The organism is Enterococcus sp. DA9 (assembly GCF_008000875.1).
Taxonomy (GTDB): Bacteria; Bacillota; Bacilli; order Lactobacillales; family Enterococcaceae; genus Enterococcus_B; species Enterococcus_B lactis.
Map to the genome: position 1 here is coordinate 827,844 of NZ_CP042839.1, position 17,051 is coordinate 844,894.

General features: G+C 40.1%; 17 protein-coding genes. 13 read left to right on the forward strand and 4 right to left on the reverse strand.

Annotated features, from left to right (window positions below):
* Positions 1 to 262 precede the first annotated feature (262 nt).
* The 11 genes from FTX43_RS04800 to deoD all read left to right on the forward strand — a co-directional run bounded on the left by FTX43_RS04800 (position 263) and on the right by deoD (position 11,682).
* Complete coding sequence (locus FTX43_RS04800) at positions 263 to 1,279, forward strand: LacI family DNA-binding transcriptional regulator (protein ID WP_002291103.1); 1,017 nt, start codon at positions 263 to 265, stop codon at positions 1,277 to 1,279.
* Between the two features lie 140 nt (positions 1,280 to 1,419).
* Positions 1,420 to 2,721, forward strand: a complete 1,302-nt coding sequence (locus tag FTX43_RS04805; RefSeq protein ID WP_073490528.1) for a pyrimidine-nucleoside phosphorylase — start codon at positions 1,420 to 1,422, stop codon at positions 2,719 to 2,721.
* A 45-nt stretch (positions 2,722 to 2,766) separates the two neighbouring features.
* On the forward strand, positions 2,767 to 3,429 hold the full coding sequence (gene deoC / locus FTX43_RS04810) for a deoxyribose-phosphate aldolase (protein WP_002291107.1): 663 nt from the start codon (positions 2,767 to 2,769) through the stop codon (positions 3,427 to 3,429).
* 18 nt (positions 3,430 to 3,447) lie between these two features.
* Positions 3,448 to 3,846 carry a cytidine deaminase gene (locus FTX43_RS04815; RefSeq protein ID WP_002309848.1) on the forward strand — a complete coding sequence of 133 codons (399 nt, stop codon included), beginning with the start codon at positions 3,448 to 3,450 and terminating at the stop codon, positions 3,844 to 3,846.
* A gap of 65 nt (positions 3,847 to 3,911) precedes the next feature.
* Positions 3,912 to 4,994: a BMP family protein gene (locus tag FTX43_RS04820; RefSeq protein WP_080491749.1), complete on the forward strand. Its 1,083-nt coding sequence runs from the start codon at positions 3,912 to 3,914 to the stop codon at positions 4,992 to 4,994.
* 211 nt (positions 4,995 to 5,205) lie between these two features.
* A complete protein-coding gene (locus FTX43_RS04825) occupies positions 5,206 to 6,768 on the forward strand; it encodes an ABC transporter ATP-binding protein (RefSeq protein WP_002291113.1) in 1,563 nt (520 codons plus the stop codon).
* Positions 6,761 to 7,894: an ABC transporter permease gene (locus FTX43_RS04830; protein ID WP_002291115.1), complete on the forward strand. Its 1,134-nt coding sequence runs from the start codon at positions 6,761 to 6,763 to the stop codon at positions 7,892 to 7,894. The genes FTX43_RS04825 and FTX43_RS04830 overlap by 8 nt, the downstream gene beginning before the upstream one ends.
* Entirely contained in the window at positions 7,894 to 8,850 is a 957-nt protein-coding gene (locus tag FTX43_RS04835; RefSeq protein ID WP_002309847.1) for an ABC transporter permease, read from the forward strand. The genes FTX43_RS04830 and FTX43_RS04835 overlap by 1 nt, the downstream gene beginning before the upstream one ends.
* A gap of 98 nt (positions 8,851 to 8,948) precedes the next feature.
* Positions 8,949 to 10,115 carry a phosphopentomutase gene (gene deoB, locus FTX43_RS04840; RefSeq protein ID WP_002309846.1) on the forward strand — a complete coding sequence of 389 codons (1,167 nt, stop codon included), beginning with the start codon at positions 8,949 to 8,951 and terminating at the stop codon, positions 10,113 to 10,115.
* A 24-nt stretch (positions 10,116 to 10,139) separates the two neighbouring features.
* Positions 10,140 to 10,958 carry a purine-nucleoside phosphorylase gene (locus FTX43_RS04845; protein WP_047929615.1) on the forward strand — a complete coding sequence of 273 codons (819 nt, stop codon included), beginning with the start codon at positions 10,140 to 10,142 and terminating at the stop codon, positions 10,956 to 10,958.
* Positions 10,959 to 10,974: 16 nt separating this feature from the next.
* Positions 10,975 to 11,682 (forward strand): purine-nucleoside phosphorylase, encoded by a 708-nt coding sequence (gene deoD / locus FTX43_RS04850; protein WP_002309845.1) that lies wholly within the window; start codon positions 10,975 to 10,977, stop codon positions 11,680 to 11,682.
* A gap of 382 nt (positions 11,683 to 12,064) precedes the next feature.
* On the opposite strand, the gene FTX43_RS04855 is transcribed toward deoD, so the two are convergent.
* The 4 genes from FTX43_RS04855 to rpiA all read right to left on the reverse strand — a co-directional run bounded on the left by FTX43_RS04855 (position 12,065) and on the right by rpiA (position 15,735).
* Positions 12,065 to 12,928, reverse strand: a complete 864-nt coding sequence (locus FTX43_RS04855; RefSeq protein ID WP_147606812.1) for a carbohydrate binding domain-containing protein — start codon at positions 12,926 to 12,928, stop codon at positions 12,065 to 12,067.
* A 552-nt stretch (positions 12,929 to 13,480) separates the two neighbouring features.
* The gene (gene gpmA / locus FTX43_RS04860; RefSeq protein ID WP_002294321.1) at positions 13,481 to 14,167 is read right to left on the reverse strand and encodes a 2,3-diphosphoglycerate-dependent phosphoglycerate mutase; all 687 of its coding nucleotides are present in this window, start codon (positions 14,165 to 14,167) and stop codon (positions 13,481 to 13,483) included.
* Positions 14,168 to 14,337: 170 nt separating this feature from the next.
* Entirely contained in the window at positions 14,338 to 14,919 is a 582-nt protein-coding gene (locus FTX43_RS04865; protein ID WP_047929618.1) for a recombinase family protein, read from the reverse strand.
* 132 nt (positions 14,920 to 15,051) lie between these two features.
* Entirely contained in the window at positions 15,052 to 15,735 is a 684-nt protein-coding gene (gene rpiA / locus FTX43_RS04870) for a ribose-5-phosphate isomerase RpiA (RefSeq protein WP_047929619.1), read from the reverse strand.
* Between the two features lie 318 nt (positions 15,736 to 16,053).
* Here rpiA and rpsL point away from each other — a divergent pair, with 318 nt between their 5' ends.
* Both rpsL and rpsG read left to right on the forward strand, forming a co-directional pair.
* A complete protein-coding gene (gene rpsL, locus FTX43_RS04875; RefSeq protein ID WP_002294318.1) occupies positions 16,054 to 16,467 on the forward strand; it encodes a 30S ribosomal protein S12 in 414 nt (137 codons plus the stop codon).
* A gap of 83 nt (positions 16,468 to 16,550) precedes the next feature.
* A complete protein-coding gene (rpsG, locus tag FTX43_RS04880; protein ID WP_002290440.1) occupies positions 16,551 to 17,021 on the forward strand; it encodes a 30S ribosomal protein S7 in 471 nt (156 codons plus the stop codon).
* The last annotated feature ends 30 nt before the right edge of the window (positions 17,022 to 17,051 follow it).

A 17,051-nucleotide genomic window follows, 5' to 3' on the forward strand; every position in this document is an offset into this window, starting at 1 on the left:
ATGTAAGGGTACGTATCAGTTCTTTTTTTGCTGAGAAATTTTTAAAAAACAAAGAACTATTTTTTCTTCAAAAATAAATAGTAGGAACAGAGTCGTTGTTTTTTACGATAAAATAAACAAGATACAGAACTTGTATAGAAGGCTGCCAAGTTGGTAGATAAAGGAGATTTTTATCAAAAAACATACTTTCTTTTTTTCTCTATTCTTTTCTTGGGGGTTTTGGTACACTGATAGGGAATTTAGATAGAAGGGAGCCACTAGGGTGAAGCTGACCATCAGAGATATTGCAGAAATGGCAGGGGTATCAGTAACAACTGTCTCACAGATTTTGAATAACAAAGGAAGCCGATTTAGTGATAAGACAAGAAAAAAAGTGTTGTCGATCGTGAATGAACATCATTATAAACCCGATTATTTCGCTTCAAATGTGATCAATCGACATTCAAAGACCATCGGAATGATCGTTCCTGATGTCACCGATTTCTTCTTCTCCAAACTGATCGAAGGTGTAGAGAGCTATTTGAATCCTTTGGGCTATGTGATCATGTTATGCAATTCTCGTCATAGCCAAGAAAATGAGATCAAGTATTTACAAGAGCTTTCCCACCGCTCAGTGGACGGGATCTTGCTGGCAACACCAAATATTTTACCTGAGAAATACGCATTAGACAGCGGATTTTATCAAAAAATGCCGATTATTTTAATCGATCGCGGATTGAATCGTCGGGATAACGGACGGCTTATCGTAAAGGAATATGAGGGAGCCTATCAAGCTGTTTCACTATTTATTGAAAGTGGCCATACGAAGATCGGCATGCTGAAGGAAACCACTGGATACTATCAATTAGAAGAACGTTTCAACGGATATCGTCATGCGCTGAAAGATCATGGCCTGCCTTTTAATGGGAAATTTGTTGAACATGGAGAGTTGACTGTCCAAGGTGGATATACTGCATCAAAAAAATTACTCAAACATAAAGATATCACGGCTATTTTTTGCGGGAATGATGCCATGGCGATTGGCTGTTATCAGGCGATAGATGAATTGGGCAAAAAAATCCCAGAAGATATCTCAGTCATAGGATTCGATGGATTAAAGCTGTCAGAATACATGATTCCGCAATTGACGACAGTGCAGCAACCAAGTTTTGATATTGGATTTTATGCTGCGCGTTTCCTGATCGATACGATCGAATTTCCTCAAAGAAAAGTTCCGAACAAAGTGTTCGAAACAAAATTAATTATTCGTGAGAGCGTAAAAGTATTGACAAAGGGCTAACTCGGCGGTATATTGCTTATGTAAGCATTTACAAAGGCGAGTTAGTGCTTTTTTTATTTTTAGTAAACCAGTTTACTAAAGTGGTTTACCTTTTCTAAAAATAATGTATAATACCGAATGAAGACAAGGAGGATCAGGCAATGCGAATGGTGGATCTGATTGAAAAAAAGAGGGATGGAAACGAGCTGTCGAAAGAGGAAATCGAGTACATCGTCACGAACTATACGAATGGAAAGATTCCAGATTATCAAGTCAGTGCATTATTGATGGCAATTTTTTATCAAGACATGACAAATGAAGAAATCACGAACTTAACATTGGCGATTGCTAATTCTGGTGATGTCATCGATTTGAGTTCTCTTGAAGGAATAAAGGTAGATAAGCATTCGACAGGTGGCGTTGGTGACACGACCACATTGATTTTAGCCCCCCTAGTAGCTAGTGTCGGAGTGACAGTGGCTAAAATGTCTGGACGCGGTCTAGGTTACACAGGTGGCACATTAGATAAGCTAGAAGCAATTCCCGGATTTCAGATCGAGCTTTCGGATGAAGCATTCGTGCGCATTGTCAATGAAAGCAAAGTAGCAGTAATCGGTCAATCAGGAAACTTGGCACCGGCGGACAAAAAATTGTACGCTTTGCGTGACGTCACAGCGACCGTTGATTCTCTTCCGCTGATTGCCAGTTCGATCATGAGTAAAAAGATCGCGGCAGGAGCAGATGCAATCGTTTTGGATGTGACCACTGGAGACGGTGCTTTCATGAAGAATATCGAAGATGCAAGACGTCTGGCAAAGACCATGACAAGCATTGGCAAACTAGCGAACCGAGAAACAGTGGCGGTAATCTCGGATATGTCAGAACCTCTTGGCGAAGCAATCGGAAATAGTCTAGAAGTTGTCGAGGCAATCGAAACATTACAAGGAAATGGTCCAGAAGATCTAGTAGAAATGTGCTACGCCTTAGGAAGCCAAATGGTTGTCCTTGCTGGCAAAGCTAAAACAATCGATGAAGCAAGAACGTTGCTTCAAGAAGCTCTGGAATCAGGTAAAGCGTTAGCAAAATTCAAAGAAATGATTCAAAATCAAGTGGGAGACCCAACCATCGTGGAAAAACCAGAACGAATTTTGACTGCACGTTACACAATGGAACTTCCTGCTAAACAAAGCGGAGTCGTGTCAAAAATCGTGGCAAACGAATTAGGAATTGCTGCAATGATGCTAGGTGCTGGGCGTAAAACCAAAGAAGACGATATTGATCACGCCGTTGGATTGAAACTGCATAAAAAAATCGGGGACACTGTGACAAAGGGCGAGTCATTATTGACAATCTATAGTAATGATGAAGAAATCTCTTCGGTTATTGAATTATTATATAAAAATATTGAAATTGGCGAATCAGCAATGAAGCCAACATTGATTCATGACATTATCACAGAATAAAAGGAAAAAAGCGGATTTACCGTTTGAAAGAAAAGGGGAAAAGAAATGGAACTAAACCGAATGATCGACCATACTATTTTGAAAGCAGACGCATCTAAAGAAGCTGTGATGCAAATTATCGAAGAAGCGAAAAAATATCATTTTTACTCTGTCTGCATCAATCCAGCATGGGTTGCGCTAGCAAAAGAACAATTACAAGGCGAACCAGTAGCCGTATGTACAGTGATCGGGTTTCCTTTAGGAGCAAACACATCCGAGACAAAAGCATTTGAAACGACAGATGCCATCAATAACGGTGCTGATGAAGTCGATATGGTCATCAATATCGGTGCGTTGAAATCAAAAGATGATCAAAAAGTTCAAAAAGATATCGAAGCAGTTGTTGAAGCAGCAAAAGATCGTGCACTTGTCAAAGTGATCATCGAAACATCTTTATTAGATAGAGAAGAAATCATCCGAGCATGCGAATTAGCAAAAGCTGCAGGCGCTGATTTTGTCAAAACATCAACTGGTTTCTCAACGGGTGGTGCAAAGGTAGAGGATGTCCGCTTGATGCGTGAAACGGTAGGACCTGAAATGGGCGTTAAAGCTTCTGGCGGTATCCATAACGAAGAAGAAGCAATGGCAATGATCGAAGCGGGTGCTACAAGAATCGGAACAAGCGCAGGAGTAGCAATCGTATCTGGTTCAACTGGCGAAGGCTATTAATTTTCAAAGGAGAAACTCATGGCAGAACTCAAACAAGAATGGATCAACATAGCTATTGAAGCGTTAGATAAAGCATACGTTCCTTATTCCCATTTTCCGGTAGGTGCTTGTCTCGTAACAGAATCAGGCAAGATTTATCAAGGTATCAACATCGAGAATGCATCATTTGGATTAACGAATTGTGCCGAGCGCACAGCTTTCTTCAAAGCCGTATCAGAAGGAGAAAGATCGTTTACCCATTTAGTCGTAGCAGGGCACACCCCGGATCCTATTTCTCCATGTGGTGCATGTCGGCAAGTAATGGCAGAGTTCTGTGCTCCTGATATGCCGGTTACGCTAGTGGGAGACAATGGTGTGACGAAGGCAACGACCGTTCGAGAACTACTGCCTTATGCATTTACTGAAAAAGATCTATAACTCATGTTCATTCAGTCAGCTGACTGTTGAAAAATAAAACAATTATTTTAGGAGGCTTTACAGAAATGAAAAAAGCAAAATTATTTGGTTTAGGTGCTGTCGCACTAGCAGCAGGGTTATTTTTAGGTGCATGCGGCAACAACGGCTCTACTGATTCATCCGGTGGCAAAAGCTCATCAGACACAACAACTGCAGCATTGATCACAGATACAGGTGGTGTAGACGACCGTTCATTCAACCAGTCAGCTTGGGAAGGATTACAAAAATGGGGGAAAGATCAAGGTCTTTCACGAGGCAATGATGGCTTCCAATACTTCCAATCTTCAAACGAATCAGATTATATCCCAAATATCGACCAAGCATTGAATGCTGGATTCAAAACGATTTTTGGTATTGGTTATAAACTAAAACCAGCGATCCAAGAACAAGCAACAAACAATACAGGTACGAACTTTGTTATCATCGATGATGTGATTGACGGATTAGATAACGTTGTATCTGCTACATTCAAAGACAACGAAGCTTCTTATCTTGCAGGGATTGCAGCAGCTTACACGACTGAAACGAACGTAGTCGGCTTTATCGGCGGCGTAAAAGGTGAAGTAATCGATCGTTTTGATGCTGGATTCAAAGCCGGTGTTGATGCAGGTGCGAAAGAACTAGGAAAAGAAATCAAAGTATTGAACCAATATGCTGGTGACTTCTCTGCTCCAGATAAAGGACGTTCAATTGCTCAAGGCATGTATGCACAAAATGCAGATATCATCTTCCATGCTTCAGGTGGTACAGGTAATGGTGTATTCCAAGAAGCAAAATCATTGAACGAATCAGGCGACAAAAAAGTTTGGGTTATCGGTGTTGACCGCGACCAATCAGACGAAGGCGAATACACATTGAACGGCGAAAAGAAAAACTTCACATTGACATCTACACTGAAAGCAGTAGGAACAGTAGTAGAAGATTTGGCACAAAAATCAGCTGACGGTAAATTCCCTGGTGGTGAACACACTGTTTATGGATTGAAAGAAGCCGGTGTTGGTCTAACAGAAGGACAACTTTCTGACGAAGCGAAAAAAGCAGTGGATGAAGCAAAAGAAAAAATCATTTCAGGTGACGTAAAAGTTCCAGAAACTCCTGAAGAAAATTAAAACCATTTCTATAGCCTTGTTAGACACATGTTTGACAAGGCTATGGTTTGATTAGAACAAGAATTGTTCATTTATCCAAGCTGCCTTGAGACAGTTTGGATAAGGGAACAATTCCCTGAAGTAATGTTTGTTTCAAAAGAAGAACGCTCGCTAAGCGTGAATCTTAGTCAATCGTTGCCCTAGATAGAAATCGTTAGGATGTGAAAAAAAGGTGGTTCAAGAAAATATTGTCATAGAAATGCAGAATATTACCAAAGAATTTGGAACATTCAAGGCAAATGACAACATCAATTTACAAGTAAAGGCAGGAGAGATTCATGCGTTGCTTGGAGAAAACGGTGCTGGCAAATCTACATTGATGAACGTGCTTTCCGGATTATTAGAGCCGACATCAGGAAAAATTTTGATGCGTGGGAAAGAAGTACAAATCACAAGCCCGACAAAAGCCAATCAATTAGGGATTGGGATGGTCCATCAGCACTTTATGCTTGTTGATGCCTTTACTGTAACAGAAAACATCGTGTTGGGAAGCGAACCTAGTCGTGCAGGGATGCTTGACCATAAAAAAGCGCGAAAAGAGATTCAAAAAGTTTCTGAACAATATGGATTATCAGTCAACCCAGATGCTTATGTTCGTGATATTTCAGTTGGGATGGAACAACGGGTAGAAATTTTAAAAACACTTTACCGAGGAGCAGATGTACTGATTTTTGATGAGCCGACAGCTGTATTGACCCCTCAGGAAATTGATGAATTAATCGTGATCATGAAGGAATTAGTCAAAGAAGGCAAGTCAATCATTTTGATTACGCATAAGTTAGATGAAATCAAAGCAGTAGCTGACCGTTGTACAGTTATCCGCCGTGGAAAAGGAATCGGTACAGTCAACGTTAAAGACGTTACCTCACAGCAATTAGCTGATATGATGGTCGGAAGAACGGTTTCATTCAAAACGATGAAAAAAGAAGCGAAGCCTCAAGAAGTCGTTTTGTCTATTGAAAATCTAGTGGTGAAAGAAAATCGTGGATTAGAAGCCGTGAAAAACTTGAACTTAGAAGTTCGTGCTGGCGAAGTACTTGGTATCGCTGGAATCGATGGAAACGGGCAGTCGGAGTTGATCCAAGCTTTAACTGGTTTGCGAAAGGCAGAAAGCGGACATATCAAGCTAAAAGGGGAAGACATCACCAATAAAAAACCTCGAAAGATCACTGAACATGGTGTAGGACATGTGCCAGAAGACCGTCATAAATATGGGTTAGTCTTAGATATGACATTGTCTGAAAACATTGCCCTACAAACGTACCATCAAAAACCTTACAGTAAAAACGGTATGCTGAATTATTCAGTGATAAATGAACATGCCAGAGAATTGATCGAAGAATATGATGTTCGAACAACGAATGAACTTGTTCCTGCAAAAGCTTTATCAGGCGGAAATCAGCAAAAAGCAATCATCGCTCGGGAAGTCGACCGAGATCCTGATCTGTTGATCGTTGCAAATCCAACTCGTGGACTGGATGTAGGTGCGATCGAATTTATTCATAAACGTCTGATCGAACAAAGGGACAAATACAAAGCAGTGTTATTGATTAGTTTCGAATTAGAAGAAATTTTAAATGTTTCGGATCGTATTGCTGTTATCCATGAAGGAGAAATCGTCGGGATCGTTGATCCGAAAGAAACATCTGAAAATGAATTAGGTCTATTGATGGCGGGCTATACCTTAGAAGAAGCACGAAAAGAGTTAGAAAAGGGGGCTGGCGCACATGAATGATCGCAGCGAGAAATTCCGTAATTTATTAGTGCCTGTACTTTCAGTTGTTTTAGGATTAATCTTAGGCGCGATATTGATGGCTGCTTTTGGTTTTCAGCCCATCCAAGGTTATTCTTCTATGTTAGATGCAGCTCTTGGTTCGCAAAGAGGAATCGGTGAAACATTAAGGCAAGCAACGCCGTTGATTTTTACAGCATTAGGGTTTTCTGTAGCTAACTCAGCTGGGTTCTTCAATATCGGGCTTTCTGGACAAGCACTTTGCGGATGGATCGTCAGTGTCTGGGTGGCACTTGCTTTTCCAGATCTTCCAAAAGTCGTTTTGCTTCCATTGTGTGTGATCCTAGGTGCCTTAGCAGGTGCGATGGCAGCGGCTGTTCCTGGGTTGCTACGAGCATTTTTTGGAACAAGTGAAGTGATCGTAACGATCATGATGAACTATATCTTGTTATACGTAAGCACATTTGCTTTACATGAAGTGATGCCTGAAAGCTACCGATCAAGTTTGGACTCTTCCAATATGATCAGTCAAAATGCATCGTTGCGGTTACCTTGGTTAACACAAGCTTTTGGCGGCTCTCGCGTAAACTCAGGTTTGTTTTTAGCCATCATCGCGCTTATTTTTGTTTGGCTATTGATGAAGAAAACGACTTTAGGATTTGAGATCCGTTCCGTTGGTTTGAATCCTTTTGCTTCTGAGTATGCAGGGATGAGTAGTAAACGTACGATCGTTTTGTCGATGGTCATTTCTGGCGCTTTGGCAGGGCTTGGCGGTGTGGTTGAAGGATTAGGAACGTATCAAAACTTCTTCGTTCAAACGACTTCACTATCTATTGGATTTGATGGGATGGCTGTTTCCTTACTTGGATCTGGATCAGCAATCGGTATTCTTTTATCAGCGATTTTGTTCAGTATTTTGAAGATCGGCGGACTTGGCATGCAGACAGGAGCTGGTGTTCCGTTTGAGATCGTCAATGTATCGATTGCTCTGATTATCTTCTTTGTTGGGATCAATTTCTTGATTCGTTTCGTCATGGCTAAGTTCTTCCAAGGAAAAAAACAAGAAGAAATCGTTGCGACAATCGAAGCGAAGCCAACGAATCAAAACCATGAAGGAGGCGAACTATAATGTCGACTATCGAATTAATTGCCTTGATTCTTACTTCAACACTGGTTTATTCAACACCGTTAATTCTAACATCACTAGGCGGAACGTTTTCTGAACGCAGCGGGATTGTAAATGTAGGGTTAGAAGGAATCATGGTCATGGGTGCTTTTAGTTCCATCGTTTTCAACTTGACGATGAGCCCCTCACTTGGTTCCATGACGCCATGGATCGCTATTTTAGTGGGTGGCGTCGTAGGTATCCTATTTTCTTTGATCCACGCAGTAGCAACAGTCAGCTTGCGTGCTGACCATATTATCAGCGGTACAGTGATCAATCTGATGGCACCAGCTTTAGGTGTTTTCTTGATCAAAGCATGGTATGGGAAAGGTCAAACAGATAACATCACGCAGAATCTGGGATATTTCTCTTTCCCAGGTTTAGCAGATATTCCGGTCATTGGACCAATTTTCTTCAAAAATACATTCTTGCCTGCTTATTGTGCAATTTTGATTGCTGTCATTGCTTGGGTGATCATCTTTAAGACGAAATTCGGCTTACGCCTCCGTTCAGTTGGTGAAAACCCTCAAGCTGCCGATACATTAGGTATCAATGTATATGCTATGCGTTATTCAGGCGTGCTGATTTCAGGCTTGTTAGGCGGTATGGGCGGTGCTGTTTTTGCTCAGTCGATTTCCGGTAACTTTTCAGCTGGTACGATCGTTGGACAAGGGTTCATCTCCATGGCTGCTATGATCTTTGGTAAATGGAATCCTTTAGGCGCAATGGGTGCCTCACTGTTCTTTGGTTTTGCACAAAGCTTGAGTATCATCGGTGCACAATTACCAGTTATTTCTTCGATTCCACCAGTATTGCTGCAAATTGCTCCATATCTGCTGACAATCATTGTGTTGGTTGTTTTCTTAGGGAAAGCTTCTGGACCAAAAGCAAACGGGAAGAACTATATCAAATCAAAATAATCTTTTAGCGAATAAAAAGGGTGGGTTACGGGAAGTGTTTTTCGTCTCGCCCTTTTTGTTTTAAAGGTAATAAAAAGAAAAAGAAAGAAGGAATAATCATGTTTAAACGCGTACATCTGATCGTCATGGATTCAGTAGGAATTGGAGAAGCACCAGATGCCGAGAAGTTCGGTGACGTTGGTTCTGATACATTAGGACACATTGCAAAAGAAGCAGGATTGAATATTCCGCATTTAGAGCAGCTTGGTTTGGGAACGATTCGGCCTCTTGAAGGTGTGGAATCAGTGAAAGATCATCAAGGCTATGCGACGAAATTAGAAGAAGTTTCTGTAGGGAAAGATACGATGACAGGCCATTGGGAAATCATGGGATTGAATATCAAGACGCCGTTTCGTGTGTTTCCGAACGGATTCCCTGATGATCTGATCAAACAAATCGAAGAGTTTTCTGGCCGTAAAGTCGTATGCAACAAACCATATAGCGGAACGGCTGTTATTGACGATTACGGTGAACACCAAATGAAGACAGGTGATTTAATCGTATATACTTCTGCCGATCCTGTCCTTCAGATCGCGGCACATGAAGAAATCATTCCTTTAGAAGAACTATACCGGATTTGCCAATTCGTTCGTGATATAACAAAAGATGACCCGTACATGATTGGTCGAATCATTGCACGTCCATATGTGGGAGAACCAGGAGACTTCACACGAACAAGCAATCGTCATGATTATGCGTTGAATCCATTCGGACACACCGTCCTTGATTCTTTGAAAGAAGCAGGAAAAGATGTGATTGCTGTAGGAAAGATCAACGATATTTTCAATGGACAAGGAATCACTGAATCTGTCCGCACGAAAAGTAATATGGATGGCGTCGACCAGTTGCTGAACGTTATGAAAAAAGAGTTTACAGGTATCAGCTTTACCAATTTAGTAGATTTTGATGCATTATACGGTCATCGCCGGGATGTAGTCGGTTATGCGCATGCGATTGAAGAATTTGACTTGCGGATCCCAGAATTGCTTGAAGCGATGGAAGAAGACGACTTGCTAATGATTACAGCCGATCACGGAAACGATCCGACATTTACTGGTACCGATCATACACGAGAATATGTACCGTTATTGGCTTACAGTAAAAAAATGAAAGAACAAGGGGCGTTGCCTCAAGGATATTATTCCGATATCTCCGCAACGATTGCTGAGAACTTTAGTGTTTCTTCGACTGAAAATGGCGAAAGCTTCTTAAAATTATTAAAATAATCTTTTTAAAATAGGAGAAAGCAAATGACCAAGTTAAGCGAGATGTTACAAGAAACGACCCAGTTTATCCTTGACAAAGGAGTAAAAGAAATTGATTTTGGTTTGATCCTAGGTTCAGGATTAGGTGAATTAGCAGATGAAATCGAAGATGCTGTAATGATTTCTTATGATGAGATCCCGTTCTTTCCTGTTTCGACAGTAGTTGGACATGCAGGACAGCTGGTTTACGGATCTCTAGCAGGTAAGAAAGTGTTAGCCATGCAAGGAAGATTCCACTACTATGAAGGTCATTCCATGCAAACAGTGACCTATCCAGTACGTGTGATGGCCGGACTAGGTGCCCATTCAGTCATTGTGACCAACGCATGTGGCGGTGTCAACGAATCCTTTGTACCAGGAGATTTGATGCTGATTACCGATCACATCAATTTTACTGGTGAAAATCCTTTGATCGGTCCGAATGAAGATGAAATGGGCCCTAGATTTCCAGATATGAGTCAAGCATATACGCCTGAATATCAAGCCACAGCAAAAGCAGCAGCAGAAAAACTAGGTTTGGATCTTAAAGAAGGCGTATATATGGGCTACTCTGGACCAACTTATGAAACGCCTGCTGAGATTCGGATGTCTCGAACAATAGGGGCCGATGCAGTAGGGATGTCGACTGTTCCAGAAGTCATCGTAGCAGCTCACAGCGGATTAAAAGTGTTAGGAATTTCTTGCATTACCAACTTAGCAGCAGGTATGCAAGCGAATCTGAGCCATGAAGAAGTTGTAGAAACAACTCAGAGAGTCAAACAATCTTTTAAAGCATTGGTTAAAGAAACATTGACATTATTGTAATAGGAGGAGCAACAAAATGAGTGTGCATATCGAAGCGAAAGAAGGCGAGATTGCCGATAAGATTTTACTTCCAGGCGATCCTTTACGAGCTAAATATATTGCGGAGACTTTTTTTGAAGAACCAGTTTGCTACAATCAGGTCCGTGGTATGCTAGGCTTTACCGGCAAATATAAAGGAGAACGTATTTCTGTTCAAGGAACAGGGATGGGGATGCCATCAGCCACCATCTATGCCCATGAATTGATCCAGTCATATGGCGTAAAGAAATTGATCCGAGTAGGTACATGCGGGGCATTGTCAAAAGATGTCCATGTTCGTGATTTGGTACTAGCGCAAGGCGCAGCAACCAGCTCTTCGATGATCGAAAAAAATTTCCAAGCCTTTCACTTTCCACCAATCAGTGATTTCAATCTATTACTGAAAGCATATGAGATAGCGAAAGAAAAGGGCTATACGGTTCATGTAGGAAATGTCCTTTCGGAAGATTCTTTCTACAAAGATGATCTGACAGAGACATTCCAATTAGCTGAACTTGGCGTCTTAGGAGTGGAAATGGAAGCAGCGGCTCTTTATTACTTAGGCGCGAAATACCATGTGCAGACATTAAGTTTGATGACCGTTAGCGACCATTTGATTACTGGGGAAGAAACAACAGCTGCAGAACGTCAATCGACGTTCAATGAAATGATCGAAGTAGGATTGGAAACGGCGATTCAAGGGTAAAGTAATAGCTAAATAGCAAGAAAGTGTGACTGCCTAAACTTCTATTAATAGAAATTAGGCAGTCACATTTTTTGCAGAAACTGTCTCACATAACCTGAAAACAATGACAACCGTTGCTTCAGTTACTTCGAGAGTCCTCCTAAAGTCAACCATTTGAATGTCTAAAATGTGAATCGACATTCCTTTTAAATTGCAGACGAATGGCACAATCTTAATCAAATAAAAAAGAACAGAAAGAAGCGAGTTACGCTCTTTCTGTTCCGAACTAGGCCACCAACAGGAGATGACAAATGGGTCATCTCCTGTTGGTGGCTTCGTCTAAATGAATACCTTAATCATTCAATTGCTCATGTGATGATGCTTGAAGAATGAAAAATTCAACTTAAATCAAGTCTGCATCAATAATAAGTGTTTCGAATAATACAGCGTGCTCAAGTGAGGTGATTGATCCAGGACGTCCTGGTAGGCGATATACTTCTACTCGCTGTCCTGCTTTTCCAGGAAATGCTCGACGTATTTGAATGTTACCATCAACTATTCTTGTAAAGCTATAGAATGTTCTGCCGTCAAATGTTTCAAAATGATATCTTCCATCAATGTAAACGACCAATCTTTCTTGACTGTAAAAACGTTCAGGTGTCAATGTTAAATAAGCAAATGCTCGAGAGCCTTCTCGCCCTGCAGACAACAAGTTTGTTTCTGTTACGCCTGTTTCCACTTGGATATTGTCATATTTCGCCCAACCATTCCATGTAGAAGCAAATCGTATAAGGTATGTATTTTCATCGTCTGGAGTCGTAAAAGTAAGTTTACCACGTTCCCAGTTCTCATTATTATGTTCACTGCGCTCTAATACATCAAAACCGACATCATGATTCATGATCCCTAATTCAACACGTCCTGGTGCTGATTCGCTTGCTGCAACATCATAACTAAATGTATACGTGGTACTTGGTTTTAATGTCACGTATTGATGAACATTTTCACCATCTCTTGCTAAAGCAAAGTTATTTCCATTAACGGTTTGCAGTGTGGGATTATTTGGCTCTTGGCCACTAGTGATCCAATGATCAAACCCGTCATTAAAGTCACCATTATGGATATACAATTGTTGCTCAATGGCCTGCTTACTTGTACTAACGAAGTCAGTTGTTGATAGACTTGTTGCGAATGTCGAAACGGATCCTCCTAAACTTAAAAATACCATACCTGCTGCCATCACTGTTTTTAAATTATTTTTGATCATCTTGTATCTCCTCGCTCTCTATTTTTATTTTTTGATTTTGTTTGTAAGATGCAGCCGTGTAATCTGTCTGTATCTCACAAATTAATCATAACCGAGAAAATAACGGTCGTGTAAACGCTTTTTTCTATGTAACATTTATTATTAGAAAAAAATGATAAAAAAATAGTTTTATGAGGTTGACTTCTATCTAAATTTCATTTATTAGCAACATAAAAAAAGATGGAGAGTTGTGGTGATAGCTCATACAAATGAAACTTCCTCTTAGAAACAGGATAAAAGAATGAAATTTAAATAAGTTTCTACAAAAAATGTTCGCTCCACATCTGAATGTTTGTCAGACATTCTTTTTTCTCTCAATGCTACGCCTTCTCTCTTAATTTTTTATTTATTCAAACAGTACTTACTATTATAATCATATAGTTATTATGTAAATTGATGTCATTCGTATTAGATAGCCAAGACTACCGTCTTCCAATATCTAAAAAAACAGCCCCTTCATCTCTTACAATAATAGGAGGTGAGAGGGCTGTCTTACTTACAATAGAGTATCTATTATAGGTAGTATTTTTTAGCTACTGTTAAGTCATCATTTAATTCATAAACAAGTGGTTGACCTGTTGGGATTTCAAGATCCATGATGTCTTCGTCAGAGATACCTTCGATATGTTTAGCTAGAGCGCGTAATGAGTTACCGTGTGCAGCTACTAAAACAGTTTTGTTGTCTAGTAATGCTGGAGCAATTTCATCTTGCCAGAATGGCAAAGCACGTTCTAATGTTACTTTCAAGTTTTCGCCACCAGGAATATCGCGTTTGTCTAACATTGCGTAACGACGGTCGTTTGCTGCAGAACCTTCGTCAGTTTCTTCCATTAATGGAGGAAGAGTATCGTAAGAACGACGCCAGATGTGTACTTGTTCGTCGCCGTATTTTTCAGCTGTTTCTTTTTTGTTCAAACCTTGTAATTTACCATAGTGACGTTCGTTCAAGCGCCATGATTTGATTTGTGGTACCCAAAGTTGATCTGAATATTCTAAAATCAAGTTACATGTTTTGATTGCACGAGTTAAAACAGAAGTATAGGCAACATCAAATTCGATTCCAGCTTCTTTGATTTTGCGTCCGCCTTCTTTTGCTTCTTCGATTCCTTCTGGTGCTAGATTTACATCAGCCCAACCAGTAAATTGGTTCAATGCATTCCATTCACTAAGACCGTGACGAGAAAAAACTAATTTTGGCATGTTTAGCTCTCCTTTAAGATAGGTTTATATTTCTGAAAATTTCAGTTCTGTTTTATTGTACAATTTTTTGGAAGAGATTTCCATCGAAAAATTGGATAAGATTCTATGAGAAAACGAGTAGAGAAGATAAAAAAACGAACAGCTGCGAAAGCACTGTTCGTTTTTAGGCATTAGATGCATAATTGCTCGATTTCTTTTTCAGGCAAATTGATATATTTATAACATGTTCCAACTGAAACACCGCATTTTGAAGAAATAAATTGGATTGTTTCTTTTTTTTCATAATAGAGACGCCGGATTTTTTTGATCGTTTTTGCATCAATTTTTGGTCTTCCGCCGATTTTTCCTTTTTTACGAGCTTCATCTAATCCAACTAATGTACGTTCTTTGATCAATGCGCACTCCATGTTTGCTAGGTTTTCCATCAATTGGAAATAGATTTTTCCCATTTCGCGCGTATCGATTCCTTCATCAATGCTAATCAAGTGCAGCCCGCGGTCTTTGAATAATTGCGTAAGTTCTGTTAATTGCCGTGTAGATTTGCCCAATCGATGAAGTTGGCAGACGACTAGTGCATCGCCTTGCTGCATGTCAGCAATCACTGACTCCAAATGAATAGCAGTAGCATCGTTTTGTTCCACTTCATATGTCTCATGGAAAATTTCTTGACAACCAAAGTCAGATAATTGTTCAACCTGAGTTGTTAAATCAACATCATTTATGGTTGTGCGTGCATAACCAATAATTTTCATGGTGATTCCTTTCTAGCAGTGATTTTCTAACTGGATATAACAGTAAAAATGTAGCATAAAGTACGTCAAAAAGATAGTTTTTTCGCAAATTTTCCGCTGTCTTTTTTTATTGGATGATCAAGCAGTTTTTCTTTATTTATGGCGGATGGCATCAAGAATCTCAACACCTTTTTCTGAGCCAACAACAACTTTTGAAACCATATTTAGGAAAAGTCCATGTTCGACTACCCCAACAAGTTCATCTAAATAGGTAGCTAAGCTTTCTGGTTGTTCAATAACTTCTAGATGCAGATCAATGATATGATGACCACCATCTGTGGTTAGGACTTCGCCGTTTTCGTCTGTACGCAAAACAGGTTGGAATCCTTTTTCGTCAAAAATATGAAGTAGCTGTTGGGAGCCATAAGGGATGACTTCAACTGGGAGTGGGAACTTCCCGAGTTTATGGACTAATTTAGAAGAATCAACGATCCAAATCGTTTCTTTTGAGTACGTAGCGACTATTTTCTCGAAAAGCAAAGCAGCACCGCCGCCTTTTATTCCTTGAAAATCAGCACTGATTTCATCAGCACCATCTATCGTCAGATCGACTACTGGAACTTCGTCGATACTCTTTAGCGGTATTCCTAATTTTTCCGCTTGTTCTTTTGTCGCATTTGAAGTAGTGACTCCTGTGATACGTAATCCTTCTTCACGCATGCGGCGACCAATCTCTTCTACCATATAATAGGCAGTTGAACCGGTCCCGAGACCAACGATCATCCCGTCCTTTACGAATTTCGCGGCTTCAATGCCAGCTAATTGTTTTAAATTCATCTTTGCATCCACCTTTTTTTAGTTTGAGCTTCGTGCTTTCCTCACTATTTTAGCGTGATTTACGGCAAAAAGATACCATTCTTTTTTATTCCAATAAAGCTTTTTCAAAAAAATTTCCGTCTCTTGTTGACATGCTTTTTCATTCATGATATTCTAACAAAGGTGCTTTATCTACAGGTTTCTGTGAAGAAACGTGCTGACTGTTTATCAAAGCATATTTGATAAGGATGCAGACATTGCATTTATTTTTTATCGCAAAAAAAGAACCACCTGGATGTGTGGAACTAGACGCAAATCGTGGGAAGGAGGAAACAAGGAATGCCTACAATTAACCAATTAGTACGTAAACCTCGTAAATCAAAGGTGGAAAAATCTAATTCACCTGCTTTGAACAAAGGATATAACAGCTTTAAGAAAACTCAAACTAACGTAAACTCACCTCAAAAACGTGGGGTAGCAACTCGTGTGGGTACAATGACACCTAAAAAACCGAACTCAGCTTTACGTAAATATGCACGTGTTCGTTTGTCAAACTTAATTGAAGTTACTGCTTATATCCCAGGGATTGGTCATAACTTACAAGAACACAGTGTTGTATTATTACGCGGTGGTCGGGTAAAAGACTTACCAGGGGTACGTTACCATATCGTTCGCGGTGCTTTAGATACTGCTGGTGTTAACGACCGTAAACAAAGCCGTTCTAAATACGGAACTAAAAAACCTAAAGCTTAATTTTAATTATTAAACAAATGAAACTTGCTTCTATTATATAGAAGTAATTACTATGAACAATATTTCGGAAGGAGGAGTTACGGATGCCACGTAAAGGTCCTGTTGCAAAACGTGATGTTTTACCAGATCCTATTTATAACTCAAAATTAGTAACTCGCTTGATCAACCGTGTAATGGTTGACGGAAAACGCGGGATTGCAGCTAACATTATCTATAATGCCTTTGATTTGATCAAAGAATCTACAGGTAACGATCCATTAGAAGTGTTTGAACAAGCAATGAAAAACGTTCAACCTGTTCTTGAAGTTAAAGCACGTCGTGTTGGGGGTTCAAACTACCAAGTACCAGTTGAAGTTCGCCCTGAACGCCGCGTTACTCTAGGTCTTCGTTGGGTAGTAAACTACGCTCGCTTGCGCGGTGAACACACAATGGAAGAACGCTTAGCAAAAGAAATCATGGATGCTGCAAACAACACAGGTGCTTCTGTTAAAAAACGTGAAGACACTCATAAAATGGCTGATGCCAACCGCGCGTTTGCTCACTATCGCTGGTAAGATTCTCTCTGTTTGGTCGGCTTTTATAAG